21 protein-coding genes are annotated in these 24726 nt (G+C 45.2%); 4 read left to right on the forward strand and 17 right to left on the reverse strand.

Features of this window, described 5'->3' with window-relative positions:
• Positions 1-42 precede the first annotated feature (42 nt).
• The 15 genes from ftsA to CW735_RS14680 all read right to left on the reverse strand — a co-directional run bounded on the left by ftsA (position 43) and on the right by CW735_RS14680 (position 17182).
• On the reverse strand, positions 43-1272 hold the full coding sequence (gene ftsA / locus CW735_RS14610; RefSeq protein WP_071980377.1) for a cell division protein FtsA: 1230 nt from the start codon (positions 1270-1272) through the stop codon (positions 43-45).
• Positions 1273-1279: 7 nt separating this feature from the next.
• Positions 1280-1984 (reverse strand): cell division protein FtsQ/DivIB, encoded by a 705-nt coding sequence (locus tag CW735_RS14615; RefSeq protein WP_071981329.1) that lies wholly within the window; start codon positions 1982-1984, stop codon positions 1280-1282.
• 162 nt (positions 1985-2146) lie between these two features.
• Positions 2147-3121, reverse strand: a complete 975-nt coding sequence (locus CW735_RS14620; protein ID WP_100972790.1) for a D-alanine--D-alanine ligase — start codon at positions 3119-3121, stop codon at positions 2147-2149.
• On the reverse strand, positions 3114-4565 hold the full coding sequence (gene murC / locus CW735_RS14625) for a UDP-N-acetylmuramate--L-alanine ligase (RefSeq protein WP_100972791.1): 1452 nt from the start codon (positions 4563-4565) through the stop codon (positions 3114-3116). Before murC ends, CW735_RS14620 begins: the two co-directional genes overlap by 8 nt.
• Positions 4565-5698 carry an undecaprenyldiphospho-muramoylpentapeptide beta-N-acetylglucosaminyltransferase gene (gene murG / locus CW735_RS14630; protein ID WP_071980380.1) on the reverse strand — a complete coding sequence of 378 codons (1134 nt, stop codon included), beginning with the start codon at positions 5696-5698 and terminating at the stop codon, positions 4565-4567. The genes murC and murG overlap by 1 nt, the downstream gene beginning before the upstream one ends.
• On the reverse strand, positions 5691-7085 hold the full coding sequence (gene ftsW / locus CW735_RS14635) for a cell division protein FtsW (RefSeq protein WP_100972792.1): 1395 nt from the start codon (positions 7083-7085) through the stop codon (positions 5691-5693). Before ftsW ends, murG begins: the two co-directional genes overlap by 8 nt.
• On the reverse strand, positions 7082-8428 hold the full coding sequence (gene murD, locus CW735_RS14640) for a UDP-N-acetylmuramoyl-L-alanine--D-glutamate ligase (RefSeq protein WP_071980382.1): 1347 nt from the start codon (positions 8426-8428) through the stop codon (positions 7082-7084). The genes ftsW and murD overlap by 4 nt, the downstream gene beginning before the upstream one ends.
• A gap of 7 nt (positions 8429-8435) precedes the next feature.
• The gene (gene mraY / locus CW735_RS14645) at positions 8436-9518 is read right to left on the reverse strand and encodes a phospho-N-acetylmuramoyl-pentapeptide-transferase (protein ID WP_071980383.1); all 1083 of its coding nucleotides are present in this window, start codon (positions 9516-9518) and stop codon (positions 8436-8438) included.
• The gene (locus CW735_RS14650) at positions 9512-10915 is read right to left on the reverse strand and encodes a UDP-N-acetylmuramoyl-tripeptide--D-alanyl-D-alanine ligase (protein WP_100972793.1); all 1404 of its coding nucleotides are present in this window, start codon (positions 10913-10915) and stop codon (positions 9512-9514) included. Before CW735_RS14650 ends, mraY begins: the two co-directional genes overlap by 7 nt.
• Complete coding sequence (locus CW735_RS14655) at positions 10915-12477, reverse strand: UDP-N-acetylmuramoyl-L-alanyl-D-glutamate--2,6-diaminopimelate ligase (RefSeq protein WP_100972794.1); 1563 nt, start codon at positions 12475-12477, stop codon at positions 10915-10917. Before CW735_RS14655 ends, CW735_RS14650 begins: the two co-directional genes overlap by 1 nt.
• Positions 12467-14242, reverse strand: a complete 1776-nt coding sequence (locus CW735_RS14660; protein WP_071980386.1) for a penicillin-binding transpeptidase domain-containing protein — start codon at positions 14240-14242, stop codon at positions 12467-12469. Before CW735_RS14660 ends, CW735_RS14655 begins: the two co-directional genes overlap by 11 nt.
• A complete protein-coding gene (ftsL, locus tag CW735_RS14665; protein ID WP_071980387.1) occupies positions 14239-14568 on the reverse strand; it encodes a cell division protein FtsL in 330 nt (109 codons plus the stop codon). The genes CW735_RS14660 and ftsL overlap by 4 nt, the downstream gene beginning before the upstream one ends.
• Positions 14565-15521, reverse strand: coding sequence for a 16S rRNA (cytosine(1402)-N(4))-methyltransferase RsmH (rsmH, locus tag CW735_RS14670; RefSeq protein ID WP_071980388.1), 957 nt, complete (start codon positions 15519-15521; stop codon positions 14565-14567). The genes ftsL and rsmH overlap by 4 nt, the downstream gene beginning before the upstream one ends.
• Positions 15518-15976, reverse strand: coding sequence for a division/cell wall cluster transcriptional repressor MraZ (mraZ, locus tag CW735_RS14675; RefSeq protein ID WP_071980389.1), 459 nt, complete (start codon positions 15974-15976; stop codon positions 15518-15520). Before mraZ ends, rsmH begins: the two co-directional genes overlap by 4 nt.
• 429 nt (positions 15977-16405) lie before the next feature.
• Complete coding sequence (locus CW735_RS14680; protein ID WP_100972795.1) at positions 16406-17182, reverse strand: SapC family protein; 777 nt, start codon at positions 17180-17182, stop codon at positions 16406-16408.
• A 378-nt stretch (positions 17183-17560) separates the two neighbouring features.
• On the opposite strand from CW735_RS14680, the gene CW735_RS14685 reads away from it, so the two are divergent.
• Positions 17561-18814, forward strand: coding sequence for a dipeptidase (locus CW735_RS14685; RefSeq protein WP_083595299.1), 1254 nt, complete (start codon positions 17561-17563; stop codon positions 18812-18814).
• 29 nt (positions 18815-18843) lie between these two features.
• Here CW735_RS14685 and CW735_RS14690 read toward each other — a convergent pair whose 3' ends face one another.
• Entirely contained in the window at positions 18844-19809 is a 966-nt protein-coding gene (locus CW735_RS14690; RefSeq protein WP_232368433.1) for an alpha/beta hydrolase, read from the reverse strand.
• A gap of 194 nt (positions 19810-20003) precedes the next feature.
• Positions 20004-20744: a glutathione peroxidase gene (locus CW735_RS14695; RefSeq protein ID WP_071980391.1), complete on the reverse strand. Its 741-nt coding sequence runs from the start codon at positions 20742-20744 to the stop codon at positions 20004-20006.
• Between the two features lie 311 nt (positions 20745-21055).
• On the opposite strand from CW735_RS14695, the gene CW735_RS14700 reads away from it, so the two are divergent.
• From CW735_RS14700 to CW735_RS14710, 3 genes are all read left to right on the forward strand, one after another.
• Positions 21056-21751 carry an AAA family ATPase gene (locus CW735_RS14700; protein WP_100972796.1) on the forward strand — a complete coding sequence of 232 codons (696 nt, stop codon included), beginning with the start codon at positions 21056-21058 and terminating at the stop codon, positions 21749-21751.
• Positions 21711-22250: a hypothetical protein gene (locus CW735_RS14705; RefSeq protein WP_100972797.1), complete on the forward strand. Its 540-nt coding sequence runs from the start codon at positions 21711-21713 to the stop codon at positions 22248-22250. The genes CW735_RS14700 and CW735_RS14705 overlap by 41 nt, the downstream gene beginning before the upstream one ends.
• 341 nt (positions 22251-22591) lie before the next feature.
• Positions 22592-24724: a GGDEF domain-containing protein gene (locus tag CW735_RS14710; protein ID WP_232368298.1), complete on the forward strand. Its 2133-nt coding sequence runs from the start codon at positions 22592-22594 to the stop codon at positions 24722-24724.
• The last annotated feature ends 2 nt before the right edge of the window (positions 24725-24726 follow it).

Raw genomic sequence — 24726 nt, forward strand, 5'->3', positions numbered from 1 at the left:
TCCTGCTAGCCTAAATGCCATAGCAATAGCGCCCCCTAAAAATTAAAATTCACCTTTAAACCAGCTTTGCACTCTGTGAAACAAGCTTTCACTCGATTTCTGCGTACTGGAATTCTTATTATCATTTTGTGCTTTACCGTATTGCAGTAAACCCACTACCGTAGCAAAGCCGGCATCGTCAACGTATTCAGCTAAGCCTTTTACGTCAATGGGTTTGCCCACACGTACGGGCATCTGAAAAAGCTCTTCAGCAAACTCTACTGCACCTTCCATTTTGGCGGTGCCTCCTGTTAACACAAGACCAGCAGCAATTTGCTCTTCCAGACCACTGGCACGAATTTCATCGTGTACCAGTTCAAAAAGTTCTTGATAGCGAGGTTCAATAACCTCAGCTAATGTATGACGAGACATTACCCTAGCAGGACGACCGCCTACACTAGGTACCTCAATACTATCTTCCATACTCACCATATCTTTTAATGCACAGGCATAATTAATTTTAATTTCCTCTGCATTGCTGATTGGCGTTCTAAAAATTTTCGCTATATCACTGGTTATTTGATTGCCAGCTACTGGTATTACAGCAGTGTGACGAATTGCGCCATCTGTGTAAATAACCATATCCATGGTGCCGCCACCAATATCGACAACACATACGCCTAATTCACGCTCATCGTCGGTTAGCACAGCGTAACTTGAGGCCAATGCGGAGAAAATAAGCTGATCGGCATTCAGCTCGCAGCGCTCAACGCATTTCACCATATTTTTAGCCATATCATCTGCACAGGTAATAATGTGTGCATCGGCTTCCATACGAACCCCTGACATACCAATCGGATTTTTAATTCCCTCTTGTACATCAATGGTAAATTCTTGTGGTAACACATGTAGCAAACGTCTTTCCGCTGCAATAGGTACACTACGCGCCGCATGTATCACATTATCCACGTCTTCTTGTGTAACTTCTTGGTTATTGATCGGCACCATACCATTTTCGTTCTGGCATTTAACATGGCGCCCAGAAATTGACATAAACACAGAAGAAACGCGGCAATCTGCCATCAGTTCCATCTCATTTACTGCGCGCTGTACCGACTTCACTACCAAATTCAAATCGTTGACGCCGCCTTTATCCATGCCTTTTGATGCATGGGTACCCACGCCAACAATACTGATTTGATCATCATCTAGCACTTCGCCCACCACGGCCTTCACTTGGCTGGTGCCGATATCTAGTCCTACAATCAAATTGCGTTCAGCAGGTTTTGACATGGTTTCCTTAACTCTCTTTGTTTGTGGCATTGTCGTCGTTCCAACCAACGGCAACGCCCGTGTCATAGCGAAGGTCGACATAACGTACGGCCTTCTCTTGTTGCGCCAATAACGGATAAACATCAATAAACCGCTGTAGTCTATCGATAAAGTCCTGACGCCCTAAATTCAATCTAATACCGTTCTCTAACTGTACCTGCCAAGCAAATCTCTCGCTTAACGACAGTTCATCAATAGCCATATTGGTAGTAGCCATCAACGCGTGCATGCTATTAAAGCCTTCTAACGCGGTTTTCTCACTACCACCAGGACCGTAAAGTCTCGGCAATTCCATTTCTACCCCTTCGTCATTGAAGGTATCACCATATGGATTGAGCAATAAATCTTCGTTCCATTTTGCAACAGCTTGCTGCTCTACCAAATAAATCTTTAGTGTATTTGGCCACTTTTTTCGCACCGAAGCGCGGTATACCCAAGGCTGCGACTCAACCAATTCGAACACATCATTAACGTCTAACGCAAAGAAGCTTCCAGGCTGTGCTTTTCTTATCAGTCTCTCGAGCTTGGTAATATCGATATGCTGGTACTCACCAGAGAAATCGATTACCTGCACCGGCATTTGCTGTTCGTCATGCAAATACTGGTTTGCCTTAATTGCACCTACAACGAGCCCAGCAATAACAAACAACAAAAACGCAATGCCAGCCCACATTGTGCGCCTATTTCGTTTTTTTGCGCCACGGTTAGCAGTTTTACTAGCGCTCGCAGTTTCACCAGAAACGCTAGGCGTATTTCGAGCTGCTGTTGCCATAGTTACAAAGTGCCTTCTGTATAAGCGAAACACTTTTTCATATTTCGCTTATGCACCGCTGTTTTACTCATCTACCTTTTCTACCCCAGTGTTAAAGCTTGTTGATAGAATGCTGAGTACTAGTTCATCAAAACTTACACCGGCAACTTTGGCAGCCTTTGGCACCAAACTTTTTTCAGTCATACCCGGCACCGTATTCGCCTCAAGTAAATAAAACTGGCGCTGGTTATCCTGCATCACATCTACTCGTCCCCAACCGCTGCCTGAAATAGCGTTAAACGCACGAGACGCCAATGAAGCCAGTTGCTCTTCTTGCGCCTCTGACAAGCCGCTTGGACAGAAGTATTCGGTAGTATTATCTTGATATTTCGCAGCATAGTCGTAGAAAGTGTGAGGCGTAGACATACGAATTGACGGTAAGGCTTGGCCCTGAACCACTGAAACAGTGAACTCTGGTCCGTCTATATACTGCTCTAGCAATACCTGATCATCATACTGAAAGGCGTCTTGCACAGCTGTTTCTAATTGTTTAGCGCTTGTCACTTTTGCCATGCCAATACTCGAGCCTTCCTGAGCCGGTTTTACCATGACCTCATTTCCCAGTTTTTCCATTATAGCGCTGCACTTACCAGCTTCAAAGCGCCTTTTGTCAGCTATTTCATATTTTGCAGTTGGCAGTCCTAAACTTTGCCACACTTGCTTAGTATGAATCTTATCCATTGCCAAAGCAGAGCCTAAAACACGACTTCCGGTGTAGGGAATTTTCAGCAGTTGAAGCGCTCCCTGCATAGTACCATCTTCACCGCCTCTACCGTGTAACATAATGAGTGCGCGATCGACGTTTAAGTCTATTAAATCAGTAAGTGGACGCTCTGCAGGATCAAATGCAAATGCGTCTACTCCCTGGCGCAGTAATGCATTGAGCACGGTTTTACCAGAATTAAGCGATACAGCACGCTCTGCAGAGTCACCACCAAGCAACACAGCAACTTTTCCATATTCTGCGGGAGTATGTGTGGTTAACAAGGGCTTAAACATGGTTAACTCCTTGTGCAAGCTTTGCGGGTTCTAGCTCGCAGGCCGCAAGCGACTTAGCTATTTGACCAATATTACCTGCACCTTGAGTCATCACAATATCGCCATCTTGTAAAATGTTCGACAATATTCCAGGCAATGCGTCTTTATCTCCCACATAAACCGGTTCAATTTGCCCTCGCAAGCGAATTGAACGACATAGCGACTTGCTGTCAGCTCCTTCAATGGGCTGCTCACTCGCAGCATAAACGTCAAGCAGTAAGAGCGCATCCACACTCGATAACACTTCAACAAAGTCCTCGTAAAGGTCTCGAGTTCGCGTGTATCGATGTGGCTGATACACCATCACTAAGCGGTTGTCTGGCCAGTTAGCTCTTGCAGCAGCAATGGTCGCTTTTACTTCTGTAGGGTGATGGCCGTAATCATCTACCAAGCACACTTCACCTTTGCTGGTGTTGAACGTTCCTAGTTGCTCAAAACGACGCCCAATACCACCAAAATTAGCCAAGGCACTCACAATAGACTCGTCATCAATGCCCTCATCAGACGCTACTGCAATGGCAGCTAGCGCATTAAGTACATTGTGATTCCCAGTAAGATTGAGCGTAATGTCTAACGGCTTGCTGTCAGGGCGGTGCACTGTAAAGTTTGCCTTCCCAAAAGACAGCTGAATGTTTTCTGCGCGATAATCGTTATGGTCTTCAAAACCATAGGTGAGAATGCTTCGACCAATACGAGGGCGAATTTCTTGGATGTTGGCATCATCACCACACATAATTGCTTGTCCGTAGAACGGCAGATTAGATAAAAAGTCTACGAAGGTGTCTTTCACTTTTGAGAAATCGCCGCCGTAAGTGCCCATGTGGTCAGCTTCGATATTGGTGACTACAGACACCATAGGCTGAAGGTGTAAAAATGACGCATCACTTTCATCGGCCTCAGCAATTAAATAACGGCTTTTACCCAAACGAGCATTGGTGCCTGCGCTGTTTAGTAATCCACCGATAACAAACGTTGGGTCGTATTCTGCCTCAGCAAAAATCGTCGAAATTAAACTGGTTGTAGTGGTTTTCCCGTGGGTACCGGCAATGGCAATACCGTGACGAAAACGCATCAACTCCGCCAGCATTTCAGCACGACGAATGATGGGAATGCGAGACTCTCGCGCTACTATTATTTCAGGATTCTGTTCGTTGATAGCACTCGAAACGACTATCACGTCCATACCTTTTACATTATCAGCTTTATGCCCAATTTTAACGTCAACGCCTAATTCACTAAGACGCTTCGTCATAGGCCCTTCTTGAATATCCGAGCCAGAAATTTTGTACCCTTCGTTCAGTAAAACTTCTGCGATCCCACCCATACCGGCACCGCCGATACCAATGAAGAAAATATTTTTTACCCGACGCATTTGCGGGCTTTCAAATGGGGTTTTGAAAACCATTAGTCCCCTTCTCCTACCACTAACTTAATGTGGCTTACAACATTCTGTGTAGCATTGGGGCTTGCACATTCACGAGCAAGCTCTCCCATTTTCAAACAGTCGCTTGGATGTTGAATCCAATTACGCACTGATTGCCCTAAATTCTCTTTTAATACTGATTGCGCAATCATTATTGCTGCATTGTGCTTCACTAGCGACTGCGCATTTTTTGTTTGATGGTCGTCTACCGCATGGGGCAAAGGCACGAAAATAGCGGCTCTTCCCGCGGCGGCCACTTCGCTCACTGTTAGCGCACCGGCGCGACAAACGATAAAATCTGCCCATTCGTAAGCAGCTGCCATATCATCGATAAAATCGCTAACAACCACATCGGCACTCTTAGAACCACCGCGTGCAGAATCAATGTGTACAGAACCTGTGTTTGCGTAAGTCTGCTCTACGGTTTTCGCATTTCCTTTTCCGCATTGGTGGCGAATTGAAAGCCCCTTTAACGCACTACACACTTGCGGTACGACGTCGTTAAGTACCTGTGCACCAAGGCTTCCTCCGACAACAAGCATATTCAGCGTTTTATCTGCAGACTGCTCGCCGCTGTTTTCCTGCGACTTCTGCTGTATTTCCCAAATGTCGTCCCTTACGGGGTTACCAACAACATGAACTTTGTTTTTTACTTTTACAAATTGCGCTTTAGCATCTTCGAAGCCCAGCAACACTTTGTGTGCAATCTTGCTCAAAAGTTTGTTTGTCATGCCGGCTGCAGCGTTTTGTTCGTGGATGATCACAGGAATACCCAATGACTTGGCCGCAACACCGCCCGGCCCACTTGCATAACCACCAAACCCAACGACAACATCGGGGTTTATGCGCTTTATAATTCGACGGGCTGACAGGAGGCTTTTTACAAGCGCAAACGCTCCTTTCATACGCGCACCTAATCCCTTACCACGTAAGCCTTTAACAGGAATAAAGTGAATAGGAATATCGTATTTAGGCACTACTTGGGCTTCCATACGCTCAGGCGTTCCAAGCCATTGAATATCCCACCCCTCATCTCTAAGTGCATTGGCTACTGCCAGCCCTGGAAACACATGCCCGCCGGTTCCGCCAGCCATAATAAGACAGCGCTTAGTCATTATCGGCCTCCTCGGCAACGCGAGCTAAAATTGCTTTTATGCCTGCTTTACCCTCATCTTCGGGCTTGGCGTTTTCTACCTTTGCATTGTCTACCTTGGCGATATCTACCTTGGTGTCTTTTTGTTTCGATTTGACACCACTTGCCACCGTGGCTTGTTCTGACCCCTTTGCCGGTTTTACGGCAGCCTTAGACTTTCTTTTTTCACCGCGATCTAACGCCTGAACACCGTCAACGCGTAATTCAAAATCTATGCGCAATAAAATAGCTACTGCAGCTGCCATAATAATAAGAGAAGATCCACCATAACTAACTAGTGGTAATGTCAGTCCTTTGGTTGGAAGCACGCCAGCGCTAGCGCCGATATTTACGGCTGTTTGAAAGCTAAACCAGATGCCAATGCTGTAAGCCAAGAAACCGTCGAACGCGCGTCCTCTTTCAAGTGCGTGATTGCCAATATGAAGAGCTTTTATCACCATCCAGAGAATAAGTCCTAAAACAGCAAGCACACCAACAAATCCTAATTCTTCGGCTAATATGGCCATAACAAAGTCGGTGTGAGCCTCGGGCAGGAACTCTAACTTTTGCAAACTGTTGCCTAAGCCTTGCCCAAACCAATTTCCGCGGCCATATGCCATTAACGACTGAGTTAACTGATAGCCGGCACCAAACGGGTCGGCCCAAGGGTCTAGGAACGAGGTAACCCGCTTTAAGCGGTACTCCTCAAATACGATAAGGGCAACTACGGCCATTAACCCCACAAAGACAAGCGCAAAAAACTGCCAGAGTCTTGCGCCGGCTAAGAATAGTAGACCAATAGTGGTAGCAAACATCACAACCACAGTCCCCAAATCTGGCTGCAGCAGCAGCAACAGCGCAAGCACAAAGAAAACGCCTAACGGCTTAATAAAGCCTTTTAAATTTTCGGTAACCTCTTCATAACGACGAACTAAATACCCAGCTAAATACGCAAAGAAAAAGAGCTTGGCAGGTTCAGCGGCCTGAATAGTGATAGGCCCAATCGCAAGCCATCGTGTACTGCCGTTAACTGTGCGCCCAACTAGAAGCACCGCAGCTAACAACCCAATGGCGGCGAAAAGCAAATACGGATTAGTCACCCGCCAAAACTGCATGGGCAGTTGCAGCACAACAATTGCTGCGAGTATAGCGCCCACTATGTAAATGCCGTGGCGAATAGCAAAGTAAAAAGGATTGCCGTGCAGTCTGTCTGCTACGGGCATGGATGCAGAGGTTACAATCACCACTCCAATGCTTAACAGCGCAAGGGCTATAAGCACAAGGGTGGCATCGTATGGATGCTTAGGTTGCTTCGGGCTGTCGTGACGAGCCGCAAAAAGCTGACTGAGTTTTGTAGAGGCTAACATCATGCTGCTATTACCTCCTCAACTGCGTTTTTAAACACCTGCCCGCGATGCATGTAATTATCAAACATATCTATGCTGGCACAGGCTGGAGAAAGCAGAACAACGTCGCCATGACTGGCCGCGCTGTAAGCTCTTTTTACAGCGTCGCTCAAATCATTGCTCAACACTGTATTTTCAAACGCCTTTGCAAAAAGTTCAGCATCTTTGCCGATGGCAAAAACTTGAGCCACATGCTGCAAAAGGTACGGCGATAGAGCGTTAATATCGGCACCTTTTGCGTCGCCCCCTGCAATCAGCAAAAGTTTTCCGGTAGTAACTGGCGCAAGACCTTCAAGGGCAGCTATGGTTGCCCCAACGTTGGTCGCTTTCGAGTCATCTATAAAACGCACGCCGTTATTGGCCAATTCCACACAGCGGTGAGGCGCACTGGTAAAGTTTTTAATGTGGGGCACCGCCGCCTCGGGTGAAACACCAAGTGCATGACATAAGCCCAAGGAAGCCATGACATTTAACACATTGTGTGTACCCGCAAGCTGTATTTCACTAACGTCTATTAATGCATTGCCGTTGAACGTCAACTGGGCTTTGTCGTCAATTTGGGCAATACCAAATCCATATTCAGATTCGCCTAAGCCATAATGCATAAGCTGCAAAGAGGCTGAGCGAGGCTGAATGTTATCGCCATCGCGCCAAACAATAGCAAGAGAAGCGTTATCAAAAATACGGTGCTTTGCACTTGCGTAGCGTTCGAATGAGCCGTGGCGGTCGAGATGATCGTCAGATAAATTCAAAATAGTAGCCGCGTTCAGCGCTAAATTAGATGTTGTTTCAAGCTGAAAACTGGACAGCTCCAACACCACAACGTCTGCATCTGTGTCTAACGTATCTAATGCAGGAAGCCCTACGTTTCCAGCAGCTAGGGCCTTTAAGCCAGTACTATTTAGCAAATGCGTTGCCAGCAGAGTTACAGTCGTCTTGCCGTTTGAGCCGGTAATCCCCACTACGGGCTTAGTATTTAGCCGTGCAAATAGCTCGATATCACCAATCACTTCTACGCCGCAGGACTTTGCTAGCGCAACTTGTTCAATTTCAGGTGAAAGCCCTGGGCTTAGCACAAGGGTGTCTACGTCATCATAGAAAGCGCTTGTAAGCGGTGACGTTTCAACTTTACCCTGCATACTCGCTATCATGTCTTTGGTTAAGTTTTCATCAGATAGCGCCGCTGAACTACGGGTATCAAAGGCTTTAACCTTAGCGCCATGGCTGAGTAAGTAGCGCACGCAAGCCTGGCCTGTCATTCCAAGGCCTCCAACTGCATAGCTGTGTTCGCGTACGTTATATGTCATTAATGACTTATCTCAGTTTCAAGGTTGCTAGACCTACCAGCACCAAAATAATAGAAATTATCCAAAATCGAACAATGACTCTTGGCTCTGGCCAGCCTTTTAATTCGTAGTGATGATGAATAGGTGCCATTCTGAATATGCGCTGACCGCGCAGTTTGTAAGAGCCCACTTGCAGAATGACCGATAAGGTTTCTATTACAAACACACCGCCCATAATTATCAGCACTAATTCTTGTCTTACTAAAACGGCAAGCACACCCAAGGTGCCACCAAGCGCCAGCGAGCCTACATCCCCCATAAAAACTTGCGCAGGATAGGTGTTGAACCACAAAAACCCAAGGCCAGCTCCCACCATGGCGGTACACACAATAACGAGTTCACTGGTAAGGGGAATATGAGGAATATTTAAGTAAGCTGCGAAGTTTGCATTACCCGTTACATAAGCAAAAACGGCAAATGCACCAGCAACCAAGATGGTAGGCACAATGGCTAAGCCATCCAGGCCGTCTGTTAGGTTAACGGCATTACTTGTACCCACAATGGCAAAGTAAGTGATAATTATGAAAAACGCGCCCAGCTGAGGAAAAACTTCTTTAAAGAAAGGTACCAACAGCGATGTTTCGGCACTTAATGTTGCGCTACTGTACAAGTAAAAAGCAACACCTAAAGCTATCACCGACTGCCAAAAATATTTCCAGCGCGCTATCAAACCTTTAGAGTCTTTGCGAATAACCTTTCTGTAGTCATCAACAAAACCGATAATGCCGTAAGCAACAACCACAGTAAGGGTTACCAACACATAACGGTTTGATAAATCTGCCCAAAGCAAACCACTAATAACAATGGCCGCTAAGATAAGTAATCCACCCATAGTCGGCGTTCCAGACTTCGACAAATGACTTTGAGGACCATCGTCGCGTACCGTCTGCCCTATCTGCATGTTTTGCAAATAGCGAATCATTTTCGGACCAATTAGAATAGCGATAAGCAGCGCCGTAAGAGTGCTTAAAATAGCCCTTAATGTAAGATAGGAAAATACATTAAACCCAGAATCAAATTGAGTCAGCCAGTCGGCTAGCCACATTAGCATTTATCGTGCTCCTCATTTGTGTTGCTTCGTGCGAATGAAGAGGCTTCGATAGCCTTTACGACACGCTCCATTTTCGAACTGCGGGAACCTTTTACTAAGATAGAAATATCCCCAAACGCATTAACCACATCGTTTTCAAAGGTTTTCACTAAGCTGTCAACGTCGGCAAAATGCGCGCTGTTAACATTAAAAGCCTGGCTAGAAAGCACACTGAAATCGCCCATGCTATACAAATAATCAATGCCCTTCTGCTTGGCATACTCGCCTATCTGCTGATGATAGAATTCCGACTCATCGCCGAGCTCCGCCATATCACCGAGTACAAGAACTCTAGCACCCGTAAACTGACTTAATGTGTCTATGGCCGCCTTCACTGATGCAACGTTCGCATTGTAGCTATCATCGAGCAGTCTAAGTTTTGTATTCAATTGCCTAACGTTAAGGCGCCCATCGACTTGCTTCATCGAGCTTAGCCCAGTTCGAACATTATCAAGAGTGGCGCCAATGTTGAGGGTAAGCGCTGCCGCAAGTAACGCATTGCCAACATTATGGGTACCAGGAATGGTTAGCTGAATATCAACATTGCCCTGCGGACAATTAAGGACAAACGATGCACAGCCGTCTTGTTGCATATGAATATTTGAGGCATAAAAGTCAGCGGCATTTTTCTGATTAGGTGAAAATGTCAGTGTTTGCGTGCCCTCCAGCTTATCTAGCCAAAAGCTTGCAAACTCACTGTCTACATTAACAATAGCAATCCCGTCATCACCTAAGCTGTCAAAAATTTCACTTTTTGCCCGCGCCACACCGTCTATACTGCCAAAGCCTTCTAAATGAGAAGCTGCGGCGTTTACAATCGTAGCAACGTCGGGCTTTACTAAATCTGTGGTGTAGGCAATTTCACCTTTGTGGTTGGCACCTAACTCCATGACAGCAAATTTGTGATGTTCTTCTAAACGAAGTAACGTAAGAGGCACGCCAATATCGTTATTAAAGTTTCCGTGCGTGGCCAGCACGCTGCCACAAGACTGCAAAATAGCAGCACACATTTCTTTAACTGTGGTTTTACCGCTGCTTCCAGTGATAGCTAGCGTTTTGGGTGCCACACATTGTTTAACCGCAGCGCCCAATAAACCTAATGCTAGCTTTGTGTCGTTTACCTGAACAACAGGTAACGACGTTTCAACTTGTTCACTGGCTATAATAGCCTTCGCGCCAGCAGCTTCGGCCTGCTTCGCAAAATCGTGTCCGTTAAAGTTAGGTCCTTTTAGCGCAAGATATATCGCGCCCTCACGAATGGTTCGCGTATCGGTGCTCACATCAACAATGTGGCAATCGGCTCCCACTAATTTACCGTTAATCTTTTCGGCTACCCATGACAGCGTTGTTTTTATCATTAGCTGTACTCCTGCTGCAGTAGCTGCTGTAGCTTAGCTACAACCTCGCGTTCATTGTAATTTATCGTTTCATTACCAATAATTTGGTAGTTTTCATGACCCTTCCCAGCCACGATAATAATATCGTCAGTCGCAGCTTGATCTAGGCAGTAGCGAATGGCGGTTTCTCTATCAGAAATGGCAACAGCAGAATCTGGGTTGTGCAGCCCATCCATAATGTCTTTTGCAATTGCTTCAGCCGCTTCGCTTCTACTGTTGTCTGTTGTAATAATAATTTTGTCTGCGCCAGCTTCTGCGGCCTGCCCCATTAACGGGCGCTTACCTTTATCTCTGTCTCCGCCACAGCCAAACACACACCACACTTTTCCTTCAGTATGCGCCCTAGCGCTGTCTAGTACTTTTTCAAGGGCGTCAGGAGTATGTGCATAATCCACCACCACATTCGCATTCGCATTAAAAGTGAAGACTTCCATGCGCCCAGCTACAGGCGTAATAGCGTTAACCGCATTAACGACGTCTTCAAAACGTTCGCCTTGTTGAAGCAAGACAGCAATGGCACTTAGCACATTACTTACATTAAAAGCACCAAATAAGGGTAGCGATATCAACGCATTTCCCCATGAGCTTTGGATCTCAAACCGACAACCAGCGTCATGATATTCTGCGCTTCTTGCAAAGCAGTACTTCGCATTTTCACCAGCGCCACCTTGTTGGTAAGTACTTACAAGCTGCTTATTTTCAATGCCTGTCCAAACCCGAGCAATGCTTTTATCTGCATAAGCATCCCAGTGTTCACTTTCTTTATCGTTGGCGTTAAGCACTACGGCACTTAATCCTGGCTGGGTAAGCAACAAGCGCTTGGCTTTTGCGTACTCCTCCATAGACCCGTGGTAATCAAGGTGATCTCGCGTCAGATTAGTAAATACGGCGATGTCTGTTTTTACATTTCCCAAGCGGCCCTGCACTAGAGCGTGTGAACTGGCTTCAAATGCAGTATGTCGAACTTGGCTTTGCACAAACTCTGCCAACACGTACTGCATGCGAATAGCATCTGGTGTGGTGTTAGCTGCTGGCGTGGTTTTCCACTGAGTTTCTTCGCCCTCAAAAATACTGCTTCCCAAGGTGCCTATACTTGCACTTCGGGTGCCTAGCGCATCTTTAAGCTGCGTAAGCAGTTGAACTGTCGAAGTTTTACCGTTAGTACCCGTTACAGCAACGGTCATCATTTTCTGTGCGGGGTAATCATAAAACGCCCCCGCAATTGACGACAATAAACTGGGCAATTGGTAGATAGAAATAATCATGCTGTGGTCGCGCATTTCCATCTGACCATGGGCATCACTGTCGTCAGTTTGCGCCATAATGACTCTTGCCCCTAAGCTAATTGCTTGAGGAATAAATTCTCTGCCATCGCGCTCATGACCTTTTACAGCAATAAACGCCAGCTTTGTGTTTACCTCGCGACTATCAAGGGTTAACCCCTCAACGCGAATATCTGGCGCATCTATTTCAAACTTTGCTAACAACGCACGAATACTTTGGGTGAAGGCACTAACTACCACTTTGGCCTCCTTTTAAAAATCGACTGAAGGTAACTTGTTTGTCATCTGGCGTAACGTTCAAAATATGCAGCGCGCCGCCCATAATTGAGGAAAAAACAGGTGCTGCTGTGTCTCCAGCATGATACAAATCGCCACCGGGTTCGTTAATAAGCACGACAGTAACCAACCTCGGATCAGACACAGGTGCAATACCGGCAAAAATATTTACGTACTCTTCGCCATAGCCACCTGCTACTGCTTTACGACTGGTGCCGGTTTTACCCGCAACGCGGTAACCCGGCACAGCAGCTTTGGTGGCAGTGCCTCCACGCTGCGTAACGCTTTCCATCATTTGCACTATCGCTTTTGCATTTTCTTCACTAATAACTCGTTCAGCCTGCCCCTGCCACGCGGGTTGCTCCGGTGACTTGATCATATTCAACGGCATTTTTATCCCACCATTTGCGATAGTGGCATATAGCCTTGCCAATTGAGCAGTCGTTACTGAAATACCGTAACCAAAAGATAAGGTGGCTAATTCAAACTTCGACCAACGACTTCTTTCGTGAAAAATACCGCTGCTTTCACCCGACATATTGAGCCCGGTATCGCTCATTAGCCCAAGGTTATAATACGTATCTAAAAGAAAGTTCTTAGGCACCGAAAGCCCTAGCTTAGACGTGCCCATATTACTTGAATGCTGGATAATCTCTTCTAAGGTTAGCTCGCCGTAGTTTCGAGAGTCTTTCACTAGGCTGCCGCCAAGACGCATCCAACCTGGGTTGGTGTCTACTGTATCGTTAGGCTCTACTTCACCAAATTCTAGTGCTGTAAGCACCGCAAGGGGTTTAAGGGCGGAGCCAGGCTCAAACGCATCTGTTATAACGCGGTTGCGCATTCTGTGTGGCGCAATATCGCTTCTATCGTTTGGATTAAACGAAGGCGCATTCACCATAGCCAATACATCACCCGTTTTCACGTCGACCACCATCGCCGAGGCAGAGCTCGACTGGTAATAAATCATGGCTTCTTTAATTTCTTTGTACGCTAGCGCTTGAATTCTCTGGTCGATAGCTAATTGGAGATCACCCGCTTTTTCGCCAGCTTTGGTTTCCAAAATTTCTACCTGACGCCCCTTGGCATCACGACGAATTTTTCTTGAGCCAGGTGTACCGGTAAGCCACTCGTCGAACATATGCTCAAGGCCCTCGATGCCGGTATCATCAACGTCGGTTACACCGATAAGCTGGGCAGACACTTCACCAGTAGGGTAGTAACGGCGACTTTCTCTGCGCAAATAAATGCCTGGAATATCGAGTTTATCCACGTACTCGGCCATAGCTGGCGATACTTGGCGCTGTAGATAAACAAAACGACGCTTGGGATTAGACACTTTCTCTTTGAGCTCTTTCACGTCTTGCCGCAATACATCTGCTAATGCATCCCAACGACGCTCTTCTTCAAAGCCATTGTTCTCGTGGATAACTTTAGGATCGGCATAAATAGCTCTTACTGGCACGCTCACCGCTAACTCAACACCGTTGCGATCGGTAATAATTCCACGGTATGTAGGCATATTGCGTGTGCGTAGCGTGCGACTATCGCCCTGCTGAATGAGTTCATCGGGCTCTATCACTTGAATATACGCAGCACGGGCCGCTAGCATGGAGAACACCAAACCAATCATCACAAGCACAACAATAAAGCGCCAATGCATAAAGCTTGGCGTAACATTCTGCTTTGCACCTGTTTTTTTGCGTGAACGAGAAGTTGATACTGTACTCATTTGAGTCTCACCACTACTTCGTCATCGGCAGTGGGGCGATACATGCCAAGCTGCTTTTCAACCAGGGTTTCTATTCTGTTGTGTTCGGTTAGCGCACGCTGTTCAAGAACCAGATTTCGCCATTCAACGTCAAGCTCGTCTTTCTCTTGCATTAAGTCTTCTAAAGCAATGACCTGCTGACGGTTGTGGTGGCTACTCAAAATCACCGCCATTGCACTAACAATAACCATCAAATACAACAAAACCCGCAACTTGTTGCGGGTCAAATCTGAAACCATAATCAGTATTAAATTAAAGTTCGTACTGGCTTTGTCTGGCTTAGTCATAGTTTTTCAGCCACACGTAATACGGAGCTACGAGAGCGTACGTTATTCATCACTTCTTCCTCAGAGGGCTTGATTGCCCTGCCGAGTGCTTTTAATACTTTATCTGCATCAATTTCTGCCTGAGTTATAGGCATATTGTGGGGAACGACTTTGCCTTTACTTTGGTCTTTGATAAAACGCTTCACCAATCTGTCTTCTAGAGAGTGAAAAGAGATAACGGCCAGTCGACCTTCTTTGGCTAACACTTGCGTTGCTGCTTTTAAACCAACGCGAAGTTGCTCAAGCTCTGCATTGATGTAAATACGAATACCTTGGAAAGCGCGTGTAGCTGGGTGTTTATACTTGTCTTTAACTGGCACTGCTTGGTCGATAATTGTCGCAAGTTGCGCCGTGCGCGTGATAGGGGTTTCCTTGCGCGTGTTCACGATAGCGTGCGCTATTCGCTTACCAAACTTTTCTTCGCCAAACTCTTTAATCACCTGAGTGATGTCTTGCTCTTCAGCATGTGCTAACCAATCTGCCGCACTTTGTCCTTTAGACGTATCCATGCGCATATCAAGAGGTCCGTCTCTTAAGAAACTGAATCCGCGCTCAGCATCGTCTAACTGAGGTGACGACACGCCCAAATCCATCAACACGCCATCTATTTTCCCAGTAAGACCAAGACTTTCAACCTCTTCAGCCATATTGCCAAAAGGTGCATGAATAATGCGAAATCGCTTATCTTCAGCAAAGCGCTCAGCGGCCTGAATAGCTTGAGGGTCACGGTCAAAAGCAATTAACTGACCATCATCGCCCAACGCATCTAATATATGCGCAGAGTGCCCACCACGACCAAAGGTTGCGTCAATATAAATACCGCCGGGTTTTATGGCTAACGCCTCTATACATTCATCAAGCAACACGGAAATATGCTTAAACTCGCTTGATGATGAAGTGTTTTGCGTTGTCATAGAGAAAAATCCTGTAGCCGTTCGGTTAGTTCAAATTCGCCTTTGCGTTCGGTGTCTATATCAACCTCAATTTGTTGTGCCCATACTTCGGCATCCCAAATTTCAAATTTGTTTAACTGACCAACTAACATGACTTCTTTTGATAGCTTTGCGTGAGCACGCAAAGGTGTAGGTATAAGAATTCGACCGCTTTTATCCATCTCACCTTCCGATGCATGACCAAGCAGTAAGCGCTGCATACGGCGCTCTGCCGGAACCATACTAGAAAGCTTGATAAGCTTAAGCTCGATTTCTTCCCATTCGGGAAGTGGGTAAAGTAGCAAACAACTTTGTTGTGTATCGACAGTGCAAACTAGTTGTCCCTCACAATCATCCAGCAGCGACTGCCGATACCGCGTAGGTATTGCCAGTCTGCCTTTTGTATCCAGGTTGATTGCGTTAGCGCCGCGGAACATTCCCCTAGCCTTTTATTATTTACTGTTATTTTTATTAATTTTTGAGTACTAATTTGCAAAGTGATGATGATTTGATCCACATTTCGCCACATTTACCCACTAGGTTACAGTTTAGGTACCAATGTTCCCCACTGTCAAGTATAAAAATGGCGTGTAGGCCGCGTATTCACTGGCTTTAAACTGGCTTTATATACAGTGGTTTTAGGAAGTGTATGATAAGGCATGCAAAAAAAAGGAAAATGAAAGGAAAAGAAATAAGACGCGAAAAAATTAATCGATGAACTGCATCAGGGAGTGTGGCAAAGCTGGAGCGTTTCAATCTTTGTTATAAATCTTTGCACTGCTGTTTTAGATTGGGCTTAGTAGAACTAAAAACCCCGCTATCTAGCGGGGCTTGGCTTTTATACTTGCTGCGCTGAAATACCGCTATTATTCGGTTGGCGCTTCTTCGCTGGCCGCTTGGTCTTCAGGCTTAACCGCTGAAAGCTGCATATTACGAATAGGGTTTTCTGTATCGTTTGATAGCTCAACTAAACGGTTAAGTTGGCCTACCGACATCATTACCGCGTAAATTGCGCCAAGGAAACCAGCTTTATGAAGTTCAATCACTTGTTCTTCTGGAAGCTCAAGCAGCTTCTTCTCGTTAATGCTCATCATGCCAGTAACATTGCGCTGCTTACCGTCTTGGTAAGTAAGGCGAATTTGGATTTGATCGAGAAGGTCTAACTCAACTACCTTGGCAACAAAACGCTGAGTAAGCATTTCACTGTTCGCAAGGTCTGCTAAGAACTTCTGACGGCCGTCTAGGAACTCACTTGGCTCACCAGCTTCAGTGAATAACGCTTGACCTTCACCGGTAGAAACTAGATCGCTACCTTCATCAATGTAAACACCTAACTTGTCACCGTCAGGACGCACGTCAAACGGGTAACGAATAATGTTCATTGGTACATGCGGGCCCTTCCACGTGTCGCCAGTTAAGAACAAGTTTTGCCCCTGCTCCATGCCTAGCATAGTCACAACGTGGTGACGCTTAGACGTTGGATCTTCAATAAAAACTAAAGGCATAGTTGCTGCAAGTTGAGCAAACTCGCGGATCGTTGCCGCTGCTAGGTGAGTATTTTTTGCGAAGCTGAAAGATGAATTTACCGCAACCTTCAGGTCTTTATGCTTTTCTTTATCTAGCGGTACAAAATTAATAGCCATATTTATTTCTCATACTTGTTAACGGTGGCCCCTGCTTTTGTTTTGATAAGTGCGGAGCCACAAAAAATGATGTTGTGCCGTTCAGATGACGTATCGCCATTGCCTATCGGCTGAGCGCTGGGAATATACCTTAGTCGCGCTGTGGAGTATCCCGTATTCGTGCACCGAAGTCACGCAGGCTCCACAATAACAAGTTTTAAATTTTTATTGCAATGTAAACTTGACGTAAATGCTCACAACCGCTTTAAAATTGAGCAATTGAGGTCATATGCTCGCTCGAACTTTGGCTCTCGGCATAAAAAAAGCAGTCGTTGTAGCGCAAACCGATATGCATTAATCTTCTAGTGAACATGATGACAACAAAAATAAGGATAATAAATGAAGGGGCGCTTGATAAAAACACACTTTTCAAAGAGAAAGTGCGCACTAGCTTTAACGACATTGTTTACGTTAGGGACAGTAAGTGAAGTCACGTTGGCCGCTGCTGCTCAGGAGCAGCCTCAATACAGTGCATCTGAAAAGGCGATAGCCATTGCTAGAGAGACTATTATAGTGGACGGTCATATTGATGTGCCCTATAGAGTGAAAAACCAGTGGGTAGATGTGACTAAAGCTACCGAAGATGGAGATTTTGATTATCCAAGAGCGGTTGAAGGCGGCTTAAATGCCCCCTTTATGAGTATTTACGTGCCAGCGAGTTTAGATAATTCTCCAGAATCTACACAATTAGCTCATCTACTTATCGACTCTGTAGAGGCTATAGTTGCAAGAGCACCTGATAAATTCGCCATTGCTAAAAGCCCTAGTGATGTGAAGTCTCACTTCGAAACAGGCGTAATATCACTCCCATTAGGAATGGAGAACGGATCTCCTATTCAGGGCAACCTCGACAACTTAAATGATTTCTACGAGCGGGGCATTCGCTATATAACTCTTGCCCACAGTCAGTCTAATCATATTTCAGACTCTTCATACGACTTGCGTCGACAGTGGAAGGGATTAAGCCCTTTCGGTAAACAGCTCGTTACCGAGATGAATAATATTGGCATTATGCTGGATATCTCACATGTATCTGACGACGCCTTTTATCAAGTTGTTGAACTAACCAAAGTGCCCGTTATTGCATCGCATTCGTCCCTTCGCCGTTTCACGCCGGGCTTCGAGCGTAATATGAATGATGACATGATTAAAAAGCTAGGTGAAAATGGCGGTGTGATCATGATTAACTTTGGCTCTAGCTTTGTTTCTAAAGAGGCCGGGCAGTGGCGTACAGGTCTAACAAACGCACGTAAAGCGCTGATAAAAGAAGAAGGCGAGGATAGCCCTAAACTTGAAAACTTTGAGGCTCAGTATCGCAAAGAAGTCCCCTATCCTTATTCAACCCTTGATGAAGTGCTTGATCATATCGATCATGTTGTAGAACTCATTGGTGTTGAGCACGTGGGTATAGGCTCAGATTATGACGGAGTTGGTGATTCTCTTCCAATAGGACTTAAAGACGTAGCAAGTTTTCCAAATTTGGTACAAGGATTATTAGACAGAGATTATAGCCGAGAGGATATCGAAAAAATCCTCAGCGGAAACTTATTGCGCGTTTGGCAAGAGGTCGAAGACTACGCCAAAAGCCATTAGCTTCGCCTCTATAGCGCTTTGCCAAGAGCTTATTTAAACTGCGATAGATAATCTTTAAGCATGAGTGTCATGGTAGGAAACAGTGGGTTAGATTTGGGCACCGCGCAATCTTCCTGCTTATTGACCATATTGGCGTTAAACTTCAATTGCGCTAGCAAAGGTTTGTTGACTACCAAATCGGCATGACACAATTCATAGGACTCATCGATGACGAAAAACGTATTGGGTCCTTTGCTTTGCTCTATCAGGTTTTCGACACCATATATTGGCGTTGTTGTATCTGCTTGTGAATGAGCTGCAAATATCGGCACATCAAGCTGCTGACCATTGTCGATAGTATCCCGAATGTCATTGATAATATCCATTAACTCCAAACCAGCAAAGCCTGCGACATTGGGATATTTGTAAGGGTTGGGGCCGTGAGTTTCGTAGGCGCCGTCGATCATCAGCGCAAGAAGTTTAATCCCCCAAATGCGCGACATACCTTCAGCGTTATCAGATAAGGCCAAGGCACCTGAAAATAGCATCAAACCATCAATACGCTCGTCATTTTTAAAATGATTATCAACAACTAACGCTCCGCCAGTAGAAAATCCTCCAACAACAAGCGTTTCGCCCATTGTACTGGCTAGCGAAATCACGTCGTCTATGTGTAATTGCCAACGCTCAGCTAGATCCCAATCGGACATGTTATCTCCGGCATCCCGCAAGCCATGCCCTGGCAGTAGCGGTACTAAAACAGAAAAACCTTCATCAAAGAGTATTTGTGCAATAGCGCGCATAAAAAACGGAGAATCACTTAGCCCGTGCACCAGTACAGCTACACGCTCACTTTGTTTGTTATGCATAATGAAAGGCGCATTCCCTTCATTTCGCAACACATTGCTACACACGCCATACTTGTTTAAGGATGTCTCACGACAGGGCTGCGTTTGTCCCCATTCTGCTTCATATAAACGTTTAAACTCTTCATTTACCTCATTACCAACTGCCATCGTTGATGAAAAGAACAATGAGAAAGCAGCAAAAAGTTTAAAACCTGGTTTTGTCAACACTGTAAATCTCCATGAAACAAATGTGTGATTAGACATCTCGAAAAAGCGCAATAAAAAACGGGGCCATGATAACACGGCCCCGCTGTATGTTGTTCTGATTAGAGTTGAGTATTCAGAACATAGCGACAAGTCTGTTAGCTAAAGTACGCCTCGAGATCGTCAGAACCACCAATGTGTTTACCGCCAATGAAAATTTGAGGCACAGTTTCTCTGCCGCTAATTGCTGATAAGCTTGTTAACGTTGCGTCTTTACCTAGCACTAACTCCTCGTAATCGAAGCCTTTTTCAGTAAGTAACGCTTTTGCCTTCGTGCAGAATGGGCAACCTGGTTTTGTGATAATAGCAACCGGAGCATTTGTAACTTCATCAGGAGCAATATATGACAGCATAGTATCGGCATCAGAGACTTCAAAAGGGTCTCCTGGCACATCTGGCTCAATAAACATTTTATCAACTACGCCGTCCTTAACTAACATCGAATAACGCCAGCTACGCTTTCCAAAGCCCAGATCGGCTTTGTCTACTAACATACCCATGCCATCAGTAAACTCACCATTACCATCTGGAATAACAGTAACATTTTCTGCTTCTTGGTCTGCAGACCATGCATTCATTACAAAGGTATCATTGACCGACATACACACGATGTCATCGATACCATGCTTTGCAAACTTCTTGGCAAGTGCATTGTAGCGAGGTAAATGAGTTGATGAACATGTAGGTGTGAACGCCCCTGGTAGTGAAAATACCACTACGTTTTTGTTAGCAAAGATTTCTTCTGTGGTTTTTGTTACCCACGACTCACCTTCTCTGCATTGAAACGTAACACTTGGTACTTTTTCACCTTCTTTGGATTTAAAACGACCCTCAGACATAACTTCCCTCACTTTTTACAAGACTAACTGATTACCGACAAGCCTAGTGCGTGTTAAATCACAAATCAATAAAAAGCAGCGCTTATCTACAGTGAGATTTTAAAACCTGGTGTAAGCAAATTAACAATGCTGCCACTTTGTCTAAAGCCACCATTAGGTATTCACCTACATTCGTAAATATCGTTTTTGATGCTGAACAATGATGGGAGTGTTCTATGCTATTGCAAATAGGTTACCCGTAGCGTACTTCAAACCGATAAGCGCATATTGGTAAAAGCAGTTTATTAAGAGTTTACTAGAGGGTTGGTACCATGATTATTTTGGTCGGCGGTGAAAAAGGTGGTAGCGGTAAAAGTTGCTTAGCCCAGAATATAGCAGTGTATTTACGCACTGAAAAAGGCGCAAACGTGCTAATGGTGGATTGCGATCCTCAACGCACCACTTCTGATTGGATCCAAGAAAGAAAGGCTAACCCAAGGCTTGCTGAAATAAACTGCGTTCAGTTATACGGTAAAATACGTAACGAGTTACTCAACTTAAGGCAGTACTACGATTACGTGGTTATCGACTGTGGCGGTCAAGATAATTTAGCGCTTCGCTCCTCTATGGCAGTTGCTGATCATATTCTTATTCCGTTGCGCCCAAAGCGCAGAGATCTGAAAACTGTACCTCACATGGAAGATATTCTTTCAACGTGCAAAATGGTGAACCCAAAAATGAACGCGGCCTTCGTTATTACTCAGTGCCCATCATTGCCAAGCCTAGCGGGTCGAATTTTAGAAGCAAAAGAAGTATGTCGCTCATTTGGAATTCCAGTGCTAAACGCCGTTACATTCAGCCGAAATATGTATGACGATTCTGAAGAATCTGGCCAGTCTGTAATAGAAAGCGAGCCTGAAGGTAAAGCCTCTCACGAGATTAGAACATTATTTGAAGAATTGTTAGCTGGAAAAGTGGAGGATTCGCATGAGTTTACTCAGCCTCAAAAAGTCGAAGCCATCAGCTAAAACAACGCTTCATTCGGTAGATGCTTTTATAGACGATGCGATTTCTTACGCAGCGGGTGTGCAAGTACTCGGGCAAGAGGAAATTGCACAGGCTAAACATCGTCATATTGAAGGTCGCAGCACCGACACAAACCCAGTGCATTTAAAATCGGTGGATGCAACTTATGTGCAAAACGAATCGTCTTCAAGTATACAGGGTCATATTCAACGACAGTTAAAAACGAAGCAAAAGCCAGATGCGAAAGCGGGTGAGAGAGCTAATGAGAAAGCAAATGAGAAAGCAACAGCCAAAGAAACGCAGCACACCGACAAGCCAATCTTTCAAGGTAAAAATACGTACCTAGGAATGCGTCACGCTACCTTTACCCTAACACCAGAGTGCATATCTCAGCTTTCGTTGCTCTCACAGGACAGCGGAATACCCAAATCAGCGCTTATTAGAAAATGGATTACCAGAGAGTTTGAAGAACGCCGAGTGATAAAGGACTCAAAAAACTAGCTTGCTGAAAAGCATCTATTTGAAGGGCGAATACACTAGACTTGAAGGGCGAATACCTAAGACGAAGTAGTTTGGAAATGGGTTGTTAATTTACTTAATACAACATTATCCGAGCGAGAGGGATGAACTAAGGACGTGTTGAACTTCACGGTCTAATTCAAAGCCTACACGAACTCAAAAAGGCCAGCACGTGCCAATAAAGGAGTATCTTTATATAGTTTCGGTGCGCGAAATCGTTCATACTGAGACCCGACGCTGTCATTGAGCATTGAGGCACATCGGCGGCTTACATTGCACCTACTTAATAAAGAGAAGTTACTACGCAACTCAGGAGGACGAACGTGGTTTTCGGTATTCGCACAGCGCTTACGCTAGTTTTGACTCTGTTTCTCAATGTTGCTGCTCTTTATCTTGTCACAGCCTCGCCTGCATACGCCGAAAAGAGCAACGCTTCCGATATAAAGGTGATACAAGGTCTGCTAGATGCAAAACAGTACGAAGATGCCGACCGTCAGGCACTTCTTTTTGCTGAATCGGCACTTCAACAGGAAACACCCACATCCGGCTTTTTTACATTAGCGGAACTGTTGCAAACGTCATCCCGCTTTGAATCATCTATTGCAGTATTAAATGCTGCCCTTGAAGCATATACCCGAGAAGGAAAGTTATCCGAAGTTGCCCGAGCACTTTTGTATCTTGGTCAATCTGAGCGGCAGCTTGCAAACTATGTGACGGCTCAGGATTACTTGCGAAGAGCCATGTCTATTGCTCAAATGAAAAAGCAAAAGCTTCTGCAAGCTAAGATCAGCTTAGAGATGGGTATCGTTTTTAAAGAGCAAGGGGAGGTAGAACGAGCGTTGGAACCTTTGAAAGAAGCCCTTGGCGTCTTCCGCAATAATGACTCTATCGCGGATTCGAGCGCATGCTTATCTCATATCGGCGATATTTACGCCCTTCTAGACCAAAATACTCAAGCTCTTTCTTATTACAACGACGCATTTTCTGCTATCTCCAATACGGCTAATAAGCAGTTAATGGGCATCATTAAAACCAAGCTCGGTGCGCTTCAACTTAAAAATAATGAGAAAGAAAAGGCACTTCGCTCCATCACAGGTGGCCTAGATTTACTCTTGGCGACCAATGATGTGGGAGCCATTTCAGAAGCTAAAATAGTGCTGGGAAGAGCTCTTATCGAAACAGGAAATGAACCAAGAGGAATAAGTTTATTGCAAGAGGCAATGAGCTTTGCCGCCGAGTCTGGGCAAACTCGTCTGGTAAATGATGTTCGATTAGCTCTAGCGCAAAATTATCTTAGAGAGCAAAAATTTGATCTTGCCCTAGCCTTCGCCAGCGAGGGATTAACGGATGCGCGAGAAAAGGGAAATTTACGAGGCCAACTTCGCTTTTTAGCTATTCAGCTTAGCGCGAGCGTTTCGTTAGGCGATTTTCAAAAAGCGTTAGATATTCAGTCTGTAATTCAGAAGCTTCGAGAGGCTTTGCTAAGCTCAGAAAACCAAAACGCATTGAAAGGCTTACAAGCTGAAATTGAACTTGTTCGCCAATCTAAAGAGCTAGAACGACTAGAAGAATCTAAACAGCTTGTTATTGCCCAAGCAGAGAAAGAAAAACTAAAAAACACCTTGTTCTGGAGTGCATCACTGGCAGTACTGCTAATGATGTTTTTGTTGTGGAGCCGATTTAAAGAGCGCCAACAAACTATCATACTTCGCCGTGAAGTTAGGCTACAAACAGAGGCACTTCAAGACAAAAATAGTGAGCTGGAAAGAGCATATAAAACGCTCGAACACGTCAGCTTAAGAGACCCTCTCACCGGGCTCTATAACAGGTATTATTTAGAGTCACAGTTACCCGAAGAAATTAAGCGCAGCCAGATAGAAATAAGCAAAAACGTGACAACGTCTGGAAAACACGACCTTTTGTGCTTACTTATCGATATTGATCATTTCAAGCGTATTAACGATGATTTTGGCCACTTGGCGGGAGACAAAGTTTTAGAAGGTTTTGCAGCCGTTCTTAAAGAAGTATTTAGAAATACAGACTTGATTATACGCTGGGGAGGTGAGGAGTTCCTCGTGGTTTGTAGGCATTCCTCTCGCGAGGAACTACCAGAACTTGCCGAGCGTTGCCGAGAGACAGTTGCCAGCCATGTATTTGATATTGGCGATAGCAAAACAATAAAAGTAACCTGTAGCATTGGGTTTTCAATTCTTCCTCCTAATGAAATCGTGAATTTCGACAACGCGTGGCGGCGAACTTTCGAAGTGGTCGATTACGCACTTTACGCTGCAAAACTTTCTGGTAGAAATGGCTGGATTGGCGTAATTGAGACGTATAATACAACGACGTCGAATCGGACATCGTTAGATAAAAAGTTCGACTTCCCGAGCTCGAGAATAGCAACCTCATTTAATAATATTGCCAGTATCCATTGGCCTGAAGAAGTAGCGGGGTAATA

This window comes from Alteromonas sp. MB-3u-76 (assembly GCF_002831605.1).
GTDB classification, from domain to species: Bacteria; Pseudomonadota; Gammaproteobacteria; order Enterobacterales; family Alteromonadaceae; genus Alteromonas; species Alteromonas hispanica.

What these genes read in the sequence shown, in the direction of transcription:
- CW735_RS14705 (WP_100972797.1), top strand. Translation starts at nt 21,711, where the DNA reads ATGAGTTTACTCAGCCTCAAAAAGTCGAAGCCATCAGCTAAAACAACG.
- ftsA (WP_071980377.1), bottom strand. Translation starts at nt 1,272, where the DNA reads ATGTCAAAACCTGCTGAACGCAATTTGATTGTAGGACTAGATATCGGC.
- mraY (WP_071980383.1), bottom strand. Translation starts at nt 9,518, where the DNA reads ATGCTAATGTGGCTAGCCGACTGGCTGACTCAATTTGATTCTGGGTTT.
- ftsL (WP_071980387.1), bottom strand. Translation starts at nt 14,568, where the DNA reads ATGACTAAGCCAGACAAAGCCAGTACGAACTTTAATTTAATACTGATT.
- CW735_RS14695 (WP_071980391.1), bottom strand. Translation starts at nt 20,744, where the DNA reads ATGTCTGAGGGTCGTTTTAAATCCAAAGAAGGTGAAAAAGTACCAAGT.
- CW735_RS14680 (WP_100972795.1), bottom strand. Translation starts at nt 17,182, where the DNA reads ATGGCTATTAATTTTGTACCGCTAGATAAAGAAAAGCATAAAGACCTG.
- murG (WP_071980380.1), bottom strand. Translation starts at nt 5,698, where the DNA reads ATGACTAAGCGCTGTCTTATTATGGCTGGCGGAACCGGCGGGCATGTG.
- CW735_RS14685 (WP_083595299.1), top strand. Translation starts at nt 17,561, where the DNA reads ATGAAGGGGCGCTTGATAAAAACACACTTTTCAAAGAGAAAGTGCGCA.
- mraZ (WP_071980389.1), bottom strand. Translation starts at nt 15,976, where the DNA reads ATGTTCCGCGGCGCTAACGCAATCAACCTGGATACAAAAGGCAGACTG.
- rsmH (WP_071980388.1), bottom strand. Translation starts at nt 15,521, where the DNA reads ATGACAACGCAAAACACTTCATCATCAAGCGAGTTTAAGCATATTTCC.
- CW735_RS14620 (WP_100972790.1), bottom strand. Translation starts at nt 3,121, where the DNA reads ATGTTTAAGCCCTTGTTAACCACACATACTCCCGCAGAATATGGAAAA.
- CW735_RS14690 (WP_232368433.1), bottom strand. Translation starts at nt 19,809, where the DNA reads ATGGCAGTTGGTAATGAGGTAAATGAAGAGTTTAAACGTTTATATGAA.
- CW735_RS14650 (WP_100972793.1), bottom strand. Translation starts at nt 10,915, where the DNA reads ATGATAAAAACAACGCTGTCATGGGTAGCCGAAAAGATTAACGGTAAA.
- murC (WP_100972791.1), bottom strand. Translation starts at nt 4,565, where the DNA reads ATGGTTTTCAAAACCCCATTTGAAAGCCCGCAAATGCGTCGGGTAAAA.
- ftsW (WP_100972792.1), bottom strand. Translation starts at nt 7,085, where the DNA reads ATGATGTTAGCCTCTACAAAACTCAGTCAGCTTTTTGCGGCTCGTCAC.
- murD (WP_071980382.1), bottom strand. Translation starts at nt 8,428, where the DNA reads ATGACATATAACGTACGCGAACACAGCTATGCAGTTGGAGGCCTTGGA.
- CW735_RS14615 (WP_071981329.1), bottom strand. Translation starts at nt 1,984, where the DNA reads ATGTGGGCTGGCATTGCGTTTTTGTTGTTTGTTATTGCTGGGCTCGTT.
- CW735_RS14660 (WP_071980386.1), bottom strand. Translation starts at nt 14,242, where the DNA reads ATGAGTACAGTATCAACTTCTCGTTCACGCAAAAAAACAGGTGCAAAG.
- CW735_RS14700 (WP_100972796.1), top strand. Translation starts at nt 21,056, where the DNA reads ATGATTATTTTGGTCGGCGGTGAAAAAGGTGGTAGCGGTAAAAGTTGC.